The sequence below is a fragment of the Haladaptatus paucihalophilus DX253 genome (assembly GCF_000376445.1).
GTDB classification, from domain to species: domain Archaea; phylum Halobacteriota; class Halobacteria; order Halobacteriales; family Haladaptataceae; genus Haladaptatus; species Haladaptatus paucihalophilus.
The window spans coordinates 2,394,924-2,409,221 of the sequence record NZ_AQXI01000001.1; the positions used below are offsets into that span (position 1 = coordinate 2,394,924).

The 14,298-nt window shown below is 62.2% G+C and carries 14 protein-coding genes; 13 read left to right on the plus strand and 1 reads right to left on the minus strand.

The window, feature by feature from the left end; all coding sequences use genetic code 11:
• The 7 genes from B208_RS0113385 (at window position 1) to B208_RS0113410 (ending at window position 6,628) form a co-directional block, all read left to right on the plus strand.
• Window positions 1–2,931 carry a DNA-directed RNA polymerase subunit A' gene (locus tag B208_RS0113385; protein WP_007979675.1) on the plus strand — a complete coding sequence of 977 codons (2,931 nt, stop codon included), beginning with the start codon at window positions 1–3 and terminating at the stop codon, window positions 2,929–2,931.
• Window positions 2,924–4,105, plus strand: a complete 1,182-nt coding sequence (gene rpoA2, locus B208_RS0113390) for a DNA-directed RNA polymerase subunit A'' (RefSeq protein WP_007979673.1) — start codon at window positions 2,924–2,926, stop codon at window positions 4,103–4,105. Before B208_RS0113385 ends, rpoA2 begins: the two co-directional genes overlap by 8 nt.
• Complete coding sequence (locus B208_RS0113395) at window positions 4,105–4,533, plus strand: NusA-like transcription termination signal-binding factor (RefSeq protein WP_007979670.1); 429 nt, start codon at window positions 4,105–4,107, stop codon at window positions 4,531–4,533. Before rpoA2 ends, B208_RS0113395 begins: the two co-directional genes overlap by 1 nt.
• A gap of 19 nt (window positions 4,534–4,552) precedes the next feature.
• Window positions 4,553–4,735: a hypothetical protein gene (locus B208_RS23905; RefSeq protein ID WP_139025504.1), complete on the plus strand. Its 183-nt coding sequence runs from the start codon at window positions 4,553–4,555 to the stop codon at window positions 4,733–4,735.
• Window positions 4,736–4,858: 123 nt separating this feature from the next.
• Window positions 4,859–5,428, plus strand: coding sequence for a hypothetical protein (locus B208_RS0113400; RefSeq protein ID WP_007979668.1), 570 nt, complete (start codon window positions 4,859–4,861; stop codon window positions 5,426–5,428).
• Window positions 5,429–5,579: 151 nt separating this feature from the next.
• Window positions 5,580–6,008 carry a 30S ribosomal protein S12 gene (locus B208_RS0113405; RefSeq protein WP_007979666.1) on the plus strand — a complete coding sequence of 143 codons (429 nt, stop codon included), beginning with the start codon at window positions 5,580–5,582 and terminating at the stop codon, window positions 6,006–6,008.
• A gap of 2 nt (window positions 6,009–6,010) precedes the next feature.
• Complete coding sequence (locus B208_RS0113410; protein ID WP_007979662.1) at window positions 6,011–6,628, plus strand: 30S ribosomal protein S7; 618 nt, start codon at window positions 6,011–6,013, stop codon at window positions 6,626–6,628.
• A 53-nt stretch (window positions 6,629–6,681) separates the two neighbouring features.
• On the opposite strand, the gene B208_RS0113415 is transcribed toward B208_RS0113410, so the two are convergent.
• A complete protein-coding gene (locus tag B208_RS0113415) occupies window positions 6,682–7,443 on the minus strand; it encodes a DUF5781 family protein (protein WP_007979660.1) in 762 nt (253 codons plus the stop codon).
• Between the two features lie 141 nt (window positions 7,444–7,584).
• Between B208_RS0113415 and B208_RS0113420 the strand changes: the two genes are divergently transcribed.
• The 6 genes from B208_RS0113420 (at window position 7,585) to B208_RS0113450 (ending at window position 14,297) form a co-directional block, all read left to right on the plus strand.
• Window positions 7,585–9,771 carry an elongation factor EF-2 gene (locus B208_RS0113420; protein ID WP_007979659.1) on the plus strand — a complete coding sequence of 729 codons (2,187 nt, stop codon included), beginning with the start codon at window positions 7,585–7,587 and terminating at the stop codon, window positions 9,769–9,771.
• Between the two features lie 581 nt (window positions 9,772–10,352).
• Window positions 10,353–10,892 (plus strand): hypothetical protein, encoded by a 540-nt coding sequence (locus tag B208_RS0113430; protein WP_007979657.1) that lies wholly within the window; start codon window positions 10,353–10,355, stop codon window positions 10,890–10,892.
• The gene (locus tag B208_RS0113435; protein WP_007979655.1) at window positions 10,889–11,839 is read left to right on the plus strand and encodes a homoserine dehydrogenase; all 951 of its coding nucleotides are present in this window, start codon (window positions 10,889–10,891) and stop codon (window positions 11,837–11,839) included. Before B208_RS0113430 ends, B208_RS0113435 begins: the two co-directional genes overlap by 4 nt.
• A 145-nt stretch (window positions 11,840–11,984) precedes the next feature.
• Window positions 11,985–13,250 carry a translation elongation factor EF-1 subunit alpha gene (tuf, locus tag B208_RS0113440; protein WP_007979654.1) on the plus strand — a complete coding sequence of 422 codons (1,266 nt, stop codon included), beginning with the start codon at window positions 11,985–11,987 and terminating at the stop codon, window positions 13,248–13,250.
• Between the two features lie 3 nt (window positions 13,251–13,253).
• Complete coding sequence (gene rpsJ / locus B208_RS0113445) at window positions 13,254–13,562, plus strand: 30S ribosomal protein S10 (RefSeq protein WP_007979652.1); 309 nt, start codon at window positions 13,254–13,256, stop codon at window positions 13,560–13,562.
• A 117-nt stretch (window positions 13,563–13,679) separates the two neighbouring features.
• Window positions 13,680–14,297: a rhomboid family intramembrane serine protease gene (locus tag B208_RS0113450; RefSeq protein WP_007979649.1), complete on the plus strand. Its 618-nt coding sequence runs from the start codon at window positions 13,680–13,682 to the stop codon at window positions 14,295–14,297.
• Window position 14,298 lies beyond the last annotated feature (1 nt).

Genomic DNA, 14,298 nt, shown 5'->3' on the forward strand with positions numbered 1-14,298 from the left:
ATGTCAACGAATCAAACTCCCAAGGAGATCGGTTCCGTCAGCTTCGGCCTGATGGACCCGGAGGAGTACCGAGAAATGTCGGCGACGAAAATCATCACCGCCGACACCTACGACGACGACGGATTCCCCATCGACATGGGGCTAATGGACCCGCGATTGGGCGTCATCGACCCCGGTCTGGAGTGTAAGACGTGCGGGCAACACTCAGGCTCGTGTAACGGCCACTTCGGTCACATCGAACTGGCTGCCCCCGTCATCCACGTCGGATTCACGAAACTCATCCGTCGTCTCCTTCGCGGTACCTGCCGCGACTGTTCCCGACTCCTCCTGACCGAGGAGGAAAAGGAGAAGTACCGCGGCATGCTCACGCGGACGAAGGAACTCGGCAACGACATCACTGATGTGACGAAGGCGGCGATTCGAGAGGCGCGGAAGAAGGACCGGTGTCCGCACTGTGGTGAGGTTCAGTACGACATCAACCACGAAAAGCCGACGACCTACTACGAGGTCCAGCAGGTGCTCACGAGCGAATACTCGGAGCGCATCGCGTCCCGGATGCAGGGTCGAAACGAGGAGGGCGACGAGGACGAAGACCTCGAACCCGTCTCGCCACAGGAGTTGGCGGACAAGACGGACATCGACCTCTCGCGCATCAACCAGATAATCTCCGGCGAATTCCGTCCGCGCGAGGCGGACCGGAAGGCCATCGAGAAGGCGCTTTCCATCGACCTGACGACCGAGGACATGAACAAGCTGATGCCCTCGGACATCCGCGACTGGTTCGAAGACATCCCGGACCAGGACATCGAAGCGCTCGGTATCGATTCGAGTCGCTCGCGCCCCGAGTGGATGATTCTGACCGTCCTGCCGGTGCCGCCGGTGACGGCTCGTCCGTCTATCACGCTGGACAACGGCCAGCGCTCCGAGGACGACCTGACCCACAAGCTGGTGGACATCATCCGCATCAACCAGCGGTTCATGGAGAACCGTGAGGCCGGTGCGCCACAGCTCATCATCGAGGACCTGTGGGAACTGCTCCAGTACCACGTCACGACGTTCATGGACAACGAGATTTCGGGCACGCCGCCCGCCCGTCACCGCTCCGGGCGTCCGCTGAAGACGCTCTCCCAGCGGTTGAAGGGGAAGGAAGGTCGCTTCCGTGGCTCGCTGTCCGGGAAACGCGTGAACTTCTCGGCACGGACCGTCATCTCGCCGGACCCGACGCTCTCGCTGAACGAGGTCGGCGTCCCGCGACGGGTCGCCCGCGAGATGACCCAGACGATGAACGTCACGCCGCGAAGCATCGAGGAGGCCCGACGCTACGTTCGAAACGGACCGGAGGGTCACCCCGGCGCGAACTACGTCAAGCGGCCGGACGGACGACGATTGAAGGTCACCGAGAAGAACTGCGAGGAACTCGCGGAGAAGGTCGAACCGGGATGGGAGGTCAACCGACACCTCATCGACGGCGACATCGTTATCTTCAACCGACAGCCGTCGTTGCACCGGATGTCCATCATGGCCCACGAAGTGGTCGTGATGCCGTACAAGACGTTCCGGCTGAACACCGTCGTTTGTCCGCCGTACAACGCCGACTTCGACGGGGACGAGATGAACATGCACGCGCTCCAGAACGAGGAAGCACGCGCGGAGGCGCGCGTGCTCATGCGCGTGCAGGAACAAATCATCTCCCCGCGCTTCGGTGAGAACATCATCGGCGCGATTCAGGACCACATCTCGGGAACGTATCTCCTCACCCACCACAATCCGCACTTCAACGAGACGCAGGCGCTCGACCTGCTCCGTGCGACGCGGATCGACGAACTGCCGGAAGAGGACGGGACGGAGGAGGACGGAACCCCGTACTGGACGGGACAGACGCTGTTCTCGGAACTCCTGCCGAACGGCATCGAACTCGAGTTCACGAGCTCGACGGGCGACACCGTGGTCATCGAAAACGGTCAGCTCATCGAAGGGACGATAGACGAGGACGCGGTCGGCGCGTTCGGCGGGGAGATCGTCGATACCATCTGTAAGGAGTACGGCGAAACCCGTGCCCGTCACTTCATCAACGAAGTCGCGACGCTGGCGATGCGTGCCATCATGCACTTCGGGTTCTCCATCGGTATCGACGACGAGACGATTCCGGTGGGCGCACAGGAGCAGATCGACGAAGCCATCGACAACGCCTACGAACGCGTTCAGGACCTCATCCAAACGTACGAGAACGGCGATCTGGAATCGCTTCCGGGTCGAACCGTCGACGAGACGTTGGAGATGAAGATCATGCAGACGCTCGGCAAGGCGCGTGACTCCGCCGGTGACATCGCGGAGGACCACTTCGCCAGCGACAACCCGGCGGTCATCATGGCCGACTCCGGTGCGCGTGGGTCGCTGCTCAACCTGACCCAGATGGCCGGCTGTGTCGGCCAGCAGGCAGTTCGGGGCGAGCGCATCAACCGCGGATACGAGGACCGAACGCTCTCGCACTATCAGGCCGACGACCTGTCTGCCGACGCCCACGGCTTCGTGGAACACTCCTACACCGGCGGTCTGACGCCGCTCGAGTTCTTCTTCCACGCGATGGGTGGTCGTGAGGGGCTGGTGGACACGGCAGTTCGGACGTCCAAGTCCGGCTACCTCCAGCGCCGCCTCATCAACGCCTTGTCCGAACTCGAAACCCAGTACGACGGAACGGTGCGCGACAGCAGCGACACCATCGTCCAATTCGAATTCGGCGAGGACGGTACCTCGCCGACGCAGGTCTCCTCGGACGAGGAGAACCCGATAGACGTCGCAGGAATCGCGGACCAGATTCTCGAAGAGGAGTTCGACAGCGAGGACCGCAAACTCGAATTCCTCGGCGAACGGCAGCCGCCGACGAATCTGTCCGAACACGCAGACACACGGCAGGTGGAATCAGATGACTAAGATAACTGACGACATCGAAGCGATCGTCGAGGATACGGAACTTCCCCGACGACTCAAGGACGAAGTGTACGAGACCATCGAATCGCGCGATGGTATCTCGCTCGAACAGGTGACGGACATCGCCAAAGCGGTCGAACACCGCTACCTCGACACGCGGGTCGACCCGCTCGACCCCGTGGGAACGGTGAGCGCACAGTCGATCGGCGAACCGGGAACGCAGATGACGATGAACACGTTCCACTACGCGGGCGTGGCGGAGATGGACGTGACGCAGGGGCTTCCGCGCCTCATCGAACTCGTGGACGCACGGAAGACGCCCGACACGCCCATCATGACCGTCTATCTGGAAGACGAGTACGCGGAAAACCGCGAGAAGGCACACGAAGTCGTCTGGAACATCGAGGCGACGAAAATCCTCGCGCTCGGTGACATCTCGACGAACGTCGCCGACATGATCGTGTCCATCAACCTGAACGAGGACACGCTCGAAGAGCGGATGATAACCATCGACGAGGTTGCATCCATCATCGAGGACAGTCTGGGCGTCCAGACGACACAACAGGGGTCGGTCATCGAGTTCGGTCCCGACCAGCCGAGTTACCGCAAACTCCTGCAGTTGGTCGAGGAACTCCGCGAAATCGTCTTCAAGGGTATCGAGGAGATCTCCCGCGTCGTCATTCGCCGCGAATCGCTCGACGACGGCGAGGAGTTCGTCCTCTACACCGAGGGGTCGGCGTTCAGCGACACGCTCGAAATCGAGGGCGTCGATGCCTCCCGGACGACGTGTAACAACATCCACGAGATTTACCGAACGCTCGGCGTCGAGGCGGCCCGCGAATCCATCATCGAGGAGACGATGGACACGCTGGAAGAACAGGGTCTCGGCGACGTGAACGTTCGGCACCTGATGCTCGTGGCCGACATCATGACCAACCGTGGTACTATCGAATCCATCGGCCGACACGGTATCTCCGGCAGCAAGGAGTCCGTCCTCGCACGTGCGGCGTTCGAGGTGACGGTGAACCACCTGCTCGATGCCGCCATTCACGGCGAAGTCGATGACCTGAACGGCGTTATCGAGAACGTCATCGTCGGTAAACCGATCAAACTCGGAACGGGCGACGTGAACCTCCGGATGGGTTCGGTTAGTCGCGGTGCGGAACCGTCCGACTGATGACGGTAACGCTCACCGACACGGCGCGACAGTACATCGCCCTCTTCGAGGACGAGACGGGTGCGACCGCCCGTGATTGTGTCGTCCTCGGTGACGACGACAAGCGTGTCATCTTCGTCGTCAAACCCGGCGAGATGGGACAGGCCATCGGACCGGGCGGAAAACACGTTCGGAGCGTTGAGGAGCAACTCGGTGCGGACGTGGAACTCGTCGAAGACGCGGACGAACCTGATCGATTCGTGGTCAACGCGTTGGCACCGGCGGAGGTCCGTCACGTCACCATCAGCGAAAACGACGATACCGTCGCCTACGCCGAGGTGGCACAGCAGGACACCGGCGTCGCCATCGGGACGGACGGGCGCAACATCGAAGCCGCGAAACTGCTGGTGTCGCGCCACTTCGACGTGGACGACATCCAGTTGACCTAACCCACCTTTTTCTGCGGTCGTGAGCAGAGCGCGAGTTGCGCTCGCGCTCTGCCTTACTCCCTCGAAAGAGCGGGACCAAAAGCCAGCGCTCCTCCCGTCGCTCACTGCGTTCGCTTTGGTCGTCGCTCGGCCCGCTCGCCGGTCGCTCCGCTCCCGCTCGCGGTGGGTGGTCGTCATTCGCGGCGGCGACACGGATTACTGATTTTTCGGGACGTTCGGACGACCTGCACATCGACACGTTCTCGGAGCGTCGGGGATGGTCGGCACAACCGCCGAGAGTAACGCGCGTGTCAAGATTTATCTTAGCGAATCACCATTTTTGAGTATGAATCTCCGCTCCCTCGTCCGCTCCCAGCGGGCGCTCGCTTTTCCGTTCGTCGCCGTTCTGTACCCGCTCCTCTGGTTCATCATACGTGATGCGGACATCGCGGCGGCGTACGGTGACTCCGGCGTCGTTCCGCGGGCACTCGGATTCACCGCGGGTGCCGTGGTCGTGAGCTACGTCGTCGCCGTCGCGGTCGTCGAAGTGGTCGATGGAGATTCGGATTCGGCTTCGGCGTGGAGGCGCTGGCTGTTCGCCCCCTCGAATCGCGCACTCGCGCTGTTCGCGGTCGTTTCGTTGCTGCTCGGGGTTCAACTACTCGACGTGACGCCGACGCCGGTGTGGCTTCGTGACGTCGAGCGACTGCTCGGTGTCGCCGTCGGGTGGCCCCTCATTGTGACGTACCTCGGTGGGTTCGGCCTGAGCGTGCTTCTCGGAGAATCGCTCGGCGTCCAATTCGTTGCCGTGGCCGTCGGCGTTTCGCTGTCGGTGGCGTGGTTGTTCGTCCTGTTCGGATGGTTTACGGACGCCGTTTCGCGGGCGTCGGGGATGGGAACCCTGCTGAACCGATGATGCGGTCCGGTTTGAACGAACCCGTTGGCTCGGCTTAGAATCATTGAAACGGTCTCAAATCGCTTTATCGGCCCCTTTCGAGCGACCTGCGGGCGTTTCGCCGCTTCCAAAAGGGGACGCTTAAGTACCTTCGTCGGATAGTCCACTGCATATGGCGAACGGCAAGTACGCAGCTCGTAAGCTGAAGAAGGACCGCCAGAAGCATCGGTGGTCTGACTCCGATTACGCCCGACGCGAGCGCGGTCTCGGGGAGAAATCCGACCCCCTCGAAGGCGCGCCGCAGGGCCGAGGTATCGTGCTGGAGAAAGTGGGCATTGAGGCGAAACAGCCCAACTCCGCAATCCGAAAGTGTGTCCGTGTTCAGCTCATCAAGAACGGAAAGCAAGTCTCCGCGTTCTGTCCCGGTGACGGTGCGATTTCGTTCATCGACGAGCACGACGAGGTTACCATCGCCGGTATCGGTGGTGCGAAGGGTCGTGCGATGGGTGACATCTCGGGTGTCAACTACAAGGTCGAGAAGGTCAACGGCGTGAGCCTGAAAGAACTGGTTCGCGGAAACGCGGAGAAACCGGTCCGATAACCATGAGTGCAGACGAAGAACAACCAGAGCCGGAACAGGAAGTCGGCACCGAAGGCGAGGAGATGGCCGCGAAGCTGTTCGGAACGTGGGACGTCTCGGAGATCGAGTTCAACGACCCGAGCACCGAGCGCTACATCAACATCACGCCCGTCGCTCACACGATGGGCCGCCACGCCTCCAAGCAGTTCCAGAAGAGCGAAATCAGCATCGTCGAGCGCCTCATCAACCGTCTCATGCAGACGGAAGAGAACACGGGCAAGAAACAGCAGACGATGAAGATCGTCCGCAGCGCGTTCGACATCGTTCACGAGCGCACCGAGGAGAACCCGGTTCAGGTTCTCGTCCGCGCGGTCGAGAACGCCGCCCCGCGTGAAGAGACGGTTCGCCTGAAATACGGTGGTATCTCCGTCCCCAAGGCAGTCGACGTCGCGCCCCAGCGCCGCGTCGACCAGTCCCTGAAGTTCATCGCGGAGGGTGCCCACGGCGCGTCGTTCAAGACCTCGACCGACGCTGAAGAGGCGCTTGCCTCCCAGCTCATCGGTGCCGCGGACTACGACGTCCAGACCTACGCTGTCAACCAGAAAGAAGAGAAAGAGCGCGTCGCCGCCGCGGCCCGTTAAATTCTCTCGTACTTCTCTCGTTTATCGTTCGTCGTGAGTCTCAACTCTGTGTTTCAGTCCGCCGCTTGCGTGCGCTCACCGTCGCCGTTCCCGAGGACGTACTCGCGCGCGGTGTCCACGAGGGCCTTTCTGTATTCGCTCTCGGTCGGGTCGTCGGTCAGCGAGAGGAATCGGTATTTGAATCCCTGCACGTCGACGGTGGGCGCATCTCGGGCGGCGGTGCGGGCGAGGTCGTAGAGGCGGTGGTCGCGCGGAACGAGGTCGTGACGCTCGACCATGGCGAGTGCAAACGCGGCGTTGACGGCGGTCATCTCCGGGTCTGACGTGGCGGTCAGTCGCCGTCCGCGAACCTCGGCGGGGCGGTCCGCGACCGCCGCCGCGAGTTCCGATTCGAGGAAGGTGACGAGTTTGTCGCTCGGACCGACTCGGAGCGTGATGTCGTCGGCGTAGATGTCCTTCATGTGGTTCGCGATTTGATAGCAGTGGGTGAGCTTCCGCCGCTCGACCGACTGTCCGGCGAACGCGAGGAACAGCACCTCCGGGGTTGATTGGGTGTGCGAGGGGTGAGACTGCTCGTTGCGCGCCATGTGGGAATACTCGTGGAGCGCGAGCTCGCGGGCCATGACGCTGGTCGCGGCCTGCCGCGAGATGTTGAGCACGTGGTGGTCCTCGGGGTGGGCGGTCCACGTCCGCTCGTCGGGGTCGTCGCGGACGCGCACGTGGACCGGTCGTTCGAGGTCGAGTTCGGTTTCGAAGATGTCGGAGGCGCTGAGAAACGGGCTCGGGGACGTCAAACCGTGCACTCGGATATCCATGCGTGTCGTTGGCACGGTCTACACCGCCATTACTCTTGTGCCATATGTGACTGTTTAGCAGGGAAATGGCCCGTTTCCGGCCGTTTTACGGGCGGGAAAACACTACGCTTTTCAACCTCGTACAGGTAGGGATACCCATATATGGGTAGACGAAAGAAGATCGTCGAACAGTGTGAGCGGCTCATGGACAAACCGGAACAGATCCGGAATATCGCCATCGCCGCCCACGTCGACCACGGTAAAACGACGCTGACGGACAACCTTCTCGCTGGTGCGGGCATGATCGCCGACCAAGGCGAAGCCACCCAGTTGATGATGGACACGGAGGAGGACGAACAGGAACGCGGTATCACCATCGACGCGGCGAACGTCTCGATGACCCACGAGTACGAGGGTGAAGACCACCTCATCAACCTCATCGACACGCCGGGCCACGTCGACTTCGGTGGCGACGTGACTCGTGCGATGCGCGCCGTCGACGGTGCGCTCGTCGTCGTGGACGCGGTCGAAGGCGCGATGCCGCAGACGGAGACCGTCGTCCGACAGGCACTCCGCGAAGGTGTTAAGCCGACCCTGTTCATCAACAAGGTGGACCGACTCATCTCGGAACTCCAAGAGGGTCCCGAGGAGATGCAACGCCGCCTGCTCAACGTCATCGACGACGTGAACGAGCTGATTCGCGGCATGACCGAGGACATGGACGACGTGGACGACTGGACCGTCTCCGTCGAAGACGGAACCGTCGGATTCGGGTCGGCACTCTACAAGTGGGGTGTCTCCATGCCGTCGATGCAGGCGACGGGCATGGACTTCGGGGACATCATGGAACTCGAACGCAACGACAATCGCCAAGAGCTTCACGAGAAGACGCCGCTGTCGGACGTCATCCTCGACATGGTCTGTGAGCACTTCCCGGACCCCATCGAGGCGCAGCCCCGTCGTATCCCGCGCGTCTGGCGTGGTGATGACGACTCGGAACTCGCCGAACAGATGCGTCTCGTGGACCCGGACGGCGAAGTCGTCCTGATGGTCACCGACATCGGTATCGACCCGCACGCTGGCGAAATCTCCGCCGGTCGTGTCTTCTCCGGTACGCTGGAGAAAGGCCAAGACCTCTACATCTCCGGGACTGTCGGAACGAACCGCGTCCAGAGCGTCGGTATCTACATGGGTGGCGAACGCGAGGAAGTGGAGCGCGTCCCTGCCGGGAACATCGCGGCCGTCACCGGTCTGAAAGACGCTATCGCCGGTTCCACGGTATCGAGCGTGGAGATGACGCCGTTCGAGTCCATCGAGCACATCAGCGAACCCGTCATCACGAAGTCCGTCGAGGCAAAGAGCATGGACGACCTGCCGAAACTCATCGAGACGCTCCGACAGGTCTCCAAGGAAGACCCGACCATCCAGATCGACATCAACGAGGACACGGGTGAACACCTCATCTCCGGACAGGGTGAACTCCACCTCGAAGTCATTACCCAGCGTATCGAGCGCAACCAGGGTATCCCGGTGACGACTGGTGAGCCTATCGTCGTCTTCCGCGAGCAAGTTCAGGGGGCGACCACCGAAGTCGAAGGTATCTCCCCGAACCGCCACAACCGGTTCTACATCACGGTCGAACCGCTTGGCGATGAAATCGTCGAGAAGGTTCGACTCGGCGACGTGTCGATGGACATGCCCGAGCAGGACCGCCGTGAGGTCCTGCAGGAAGCCGGTATGGACAAGGACACCAGCCAGAACGTGGAGCACATCCACGGGACGAACATCCTCATCGACGACACGAAGGGTATCCAGCACCTGAACGAGACGATGGAACTCGTCATCGAAGGGCTGGAAGAGGCGCTCGATAACGGTCCGCTCGCGGCCGAACCCGTTCAGGGGACGCTCATCAAACTTCACGACGCGCGTCTCCACGAGGACACCATCCACCGTGGTCCGGCACAGGTCATCCCTGCGGTCCGACAGGCAGTGCACAACGCACTCATCCACGGTCACATCAAACTCCTCGAGCCGATTCAGAACGTCCGCATCGACGTTCCGAACGAGCACATGGGTGCCGCGTCCGGCGAGATTCAGGGTCGCCGTGGCCGCGTGGACGACATGTACCAAGAGGGCGACCTCATGGTCGTCGAAGGTATCGCGCCCGTTGACGAGATGATCGGGTTCTCCTCGGACATCCGCAGTGCGACGGAAGGTCGTGCGTCGTGGAACACCGAGAACGCCGGGTTCCGCGTCATGGCGGACAACCTCCAACCCGAGACAATCATGGAAATCCGAGAGCGCAAGGGGATGAAGTTGGAACTCCCGCAGGCCGTCGATTACTTCTAATCGACGCTCACCGCTTTCGAACCGCTATCTTTTGAGTCTCTCCCGAGTCAGGAACTCGATTTCGCTCGTCACGTCGCCGTCCGCGCGATATCGTTTTTCACGTGCCATCGCCACCAACCAGCGCTCGCTCTTTCGCGGCGAGATGCGTCTCACGGGGTCGTCGGCGTAGAATCGTCCGCATCGCGCACCGCATGGTTTTCGACGTCACTACGTCAGAATGGGCGTCTCGTTCCGAGTACGACTGCGCAGCTATCGGTCACCCCGGATGACGATCTCCGCGTCGCATACCGGGCACACGCGGTCACGGCTATCGAAGGCCGTCTGGCAGAACGCACACACGTGGTCTTCATTCGTACTGGTACTGCTCGCACCGACCGCGTCGGTAAATCGCATCATCTATCACCGATTCACCCGTTCACGGTCCACGGGTATTACTACGACCCCGTTAACGCATGACATAGGCTGTGACTAACGCCGGTTTCACACCGTTTTTCTCCGTTGCATCCCGTTGCCGTCCTTCGATTGGAGAATTTTGCGACCGACTCAAGGCTTATTGCCTCCCGCCCCCCAATCCTGTCATCATGAGCGACCACGGCGGCGGCCCGGTACAAGCGTACACGGTTCGTTTGGAACTCTCGGACGAACCGGGTGAACTGCTCCGGGCTCTCGAACCGATTGCCGACTACGGTGGCAATCTACTCAGTGTCTTTCACGAACGCGGCTCACTCACTCCTCGCGGCAACATCCCGGTTGAAGTCGATTTCGAGTGTCATCCCAACCGGTTCGAAACTATCGTTTCCGCGCTTCGCACAGCGAGCATCAACGTCATCCGCGCGGGTGCGGAGCGATACGACGAGGAAGTGACCGTCATCCTCACGGGTCATATCATCGACACGAACGTCTCGGATACGCTCTCGCGGATCACCGCCGAATCGAACGCGTCCGTCGTCGATATCTCCCTGTCGGCCCCCGCAGGGACGAGCGACGTATCGAGCGCGCGCCTCCGTCTCGCCACGGACTCCGCCGATACGAGCGACGTTCTCGAAACCGTCGAAACGGTCGCGGACGACAAGGATTTGCGCTTCATCGCGCCGTTGACCGACGGGGAGGGGGTCGCATGAAACTCGCCGTGTTCGGTGCCGGTGCCGTCGGTCGGTCCGTCGTCGAGCTAGCGGGGGAGTACGGCCACACCGTGACGGCGCTGGCGGACTCGTCGGGTGCGGTCGTGGATTCGAGCGGCATCGACGTGGCCGCGACGCTCGAACGCAAGGCCAGCGACGGGACCGTCGGGGACGGAGACCCGCAAACCGCGCTCGAAAGCGAATACGACGTGCTGGTCGAGGCGACGCCGACGACGCTCGGCGACGCGCAACCCGGATTCGGCCACGCACGCGAGGCGTTCGCGCGCGACCGTGACGTCGTGTTGGCGAACAAGGGGCCGGTCGCGGAACGCTACGACGAGTTGCGCGCGCTCGAACGCGAGAGCGAGGGAAGCCTGCTGTTCGAGGCGACGGTCGGCGGCGCGATTCCCGTCCTCTCGACCATCACCGACGTCGGGACCGAAAACGTCACCGCGGTTCGCGGCGTCCTCAACGGGACGGCCAACTTCGTCCTCTCGCGGATGGCGACCGAGGGGCTGAGCTACGAGCACGTCCTCGCCGAAGCACAGGACCTCGGCGTCGCGGAGGCCGACCCTTCGTTCGACGTGGACGGAACCGACGCCGCGCTGAAATGCGCGATTCTCGCCAACGTGCTGTTCGACGGCGGCTACACGCTCGCGGACGCGGACGTTTCGGGTATCCGTGACCTGCCGGGAAGCGCCCTCGAACTGGCGGCCGAGGACGGGTGGACGATTCGGCTGGTCGGCGAAGTGTCCCCGAACGGCGTCAGCGCCGCGCCGCGGTTGATACCCGAAAACGGGACGCTCGCCGTCTCGGGGACGCGGAACATCGTCCAGTTCGAGACGCAACACGCGGGGCAACTGAACATCAGCGGACGCGGTGCGGGCGGCGACGAAACGGCGACGGCGGTTCTGGCGGATGTGAGTCGCCTCGAACGGGAAATGTGACCGGCGTCCGTGCCGCAACTAACCATGGCATCTGTTGCCATTAACCGCCAGACGGCGGCGAGATGGCCTGCATAGCGTATCGAAATGGTTTTAACCGCTTCTGCCAAATAATTCCTCCAGAGCGCATCTGCGCGTGAGATATACAATGAGCGACAAACCACACCAGAACTTGGCCGTTATCGGCCACGTCGACCACGGTAAGAGTACGATGGTCGGGCGACTCCTCTTCGAGACAGGGAGCGTCCCGGAGCACGTTATCGAACAGCACCGCGAAGAAGCGGAAGAGAAGGGTAAGGGCGGCTTCGAGTTCGCCTACGTGATGGACAACCTCGCAGAGGAGCGAGAGCGTGGTGTAACCATCGACATCGCCCACCAGGAATTCGACACCGACGAGTACTACTTCACCATCGTCGACTGTCCGGGCCACCGTGACTTCGTGAAGAATATGATCACGGGCGCATCGCAGGCAGACAACGCGGTCCTCGTCGTCGCCGCAGACGACGGTGTCGCGCCCCAGACCCAGGAGCACGTCTTCCTCTCGAAGACGCTCGGTATCAACGAACTCATCATCGCGGTCAACAAGATGGACGTCGTTGATTACAGCGAGGACAAGTACGAAGCAGTCAAGGACGAAGTTTCCAAGCTCCTGAAGCAGGTCAACTTCAAGTCCGACGACGCGACGTTCGTCCCCACCTCGGCGTTCGAGGGCGACAACGTTTCCGAGCAATCGGACAACACGCCGTGGTACGACGGCCCGACGCTGCTCGAGGCCCTCAACGACCTCGAAGCACCCGAGCCACCGACGGACGCGGACCTCCGTCTCCCCATCCAGGACGTGTACACTATCTCCGGTATCGGTACGGTTCCGGTCGGACGTGTCGAGACCGGTACGCTCAACGTGGGCGACAACGTGTCGTTCCAGCCGAGCGACGTCGGCGGCGAAGTGAAGACCGTCGAGATGCACCACGAAGAAGTTCCGAAAGCGGAACCCGGTGACAACGTTGGTTTCAACGTCCGCGGCATCGGCAAGGACGACATCCGTCGCGGTGACGTGTGTGGCCCGGCCGACAACCCGCCGAAAGTGGCCGACACGTTCACGGCCCGCATCGTCGTGATGCAGCACCCGAGCGTCATCACGGCCGGTTACACGCCGGTCTTCCACGCCCACACGGCGCAGGTCGCGTGTACCATCGAGTCCATCGACGCGAAGATCAACCCGTCCACCGGTGAAGTCGCCGAGGAGAACCCGGACTTCATCAAGTCCGGCGATGCGGCAAAGGTCACGGTCCGACCGCAGAAGCCACTCAGCATCGAACCGGCAGGCGAAATCCCGGAACTCGGTTCCTTCGCTATCCGTGACATGGGCCAGACCGTCGCGGCCGGTCAAGTCCTCGAAGTCAACGAGAAGTAAACGATGCAGCAAGCACGAGTCCGACTCGCAGGAGCCAACCCCTCGGACCTCGACGACATCTGCGACGATGTTCGTGAAATCGCCGAGAAAACCGGCGTCTCCCTGAGCGGTCCGATTCCGCTCCCGACGAAGACGCTGGAGATTCCGACGCGCAAGTCGCCCGACGGAGAGGGCACTGCGACGTGGGAACACTGGGAGATGCGCGTCCACAAGCGCCTCATCGACCTCGACGCCGATGAACGCGCGCTTCGACAGCTGATGCGCATCCAGGTTCCGAACGACGTAAGCATCGAAATCGTCCTCGAAGACTAAGGGATACCCCGTATCCCGCTCAGTTCGAGGCCCGCGCAATCTTCTTTCGTTTTTCACCCATCGACCAGCGGGCGCACCGTGTGGTCGTTTTTTGTGCTCTCGGTGATGAGTAGGAGTATGCGTCTCTCCCGCTCGCCGACGATACAGACGCTCGTCGCCTTCGCCGTCGTGTTCGTCCTCCAAACCGTGGTCGGGTTCATCAGGCCGTTTTGGGCGGTGAGCCTGTTCGCCCTCGCGCCGCCCGTGTCGGTTCACCCGTGGACGCTCCCGTTGAGCGTGTACTCCCACGCCAACTTCGGGCACCTGTTCTCCAACGCCGTTGCACTGGTGCTCGCCGGACTCATCGTCGAGCGGGTGACGACGACGGCACGCTTCCACGCCTTCTTCATCACGGTCGGGATGCTCTCCGGCCTCGTGCAGGTGTGGGTCGGCGGCCTGTTCTCCCCGACCGCCCCCGCCGTCCTCGGAGCCAGCGGCGCGGTCCTCGGCCTGTACGGCTACCTCCTCGCCGGAAACCCGGTCTCGGACGCCGTGTTCGGACGGCTTCGCCTCTCGCGCCGCGCACAGGCCGTCATCGTCGTCGCGTTCACCACCCTCATCACCCTGATGACGGCCGCGCCCGGCGTGGCGCTCCTCGCCCACTTCACCGGCTTCGCCGTCGGCCTAATCGCGGGACGGCTTCACATACTCCGCGTCGAAACACAAGCTACAAGTAACGACCGGGCGGTACAATAAG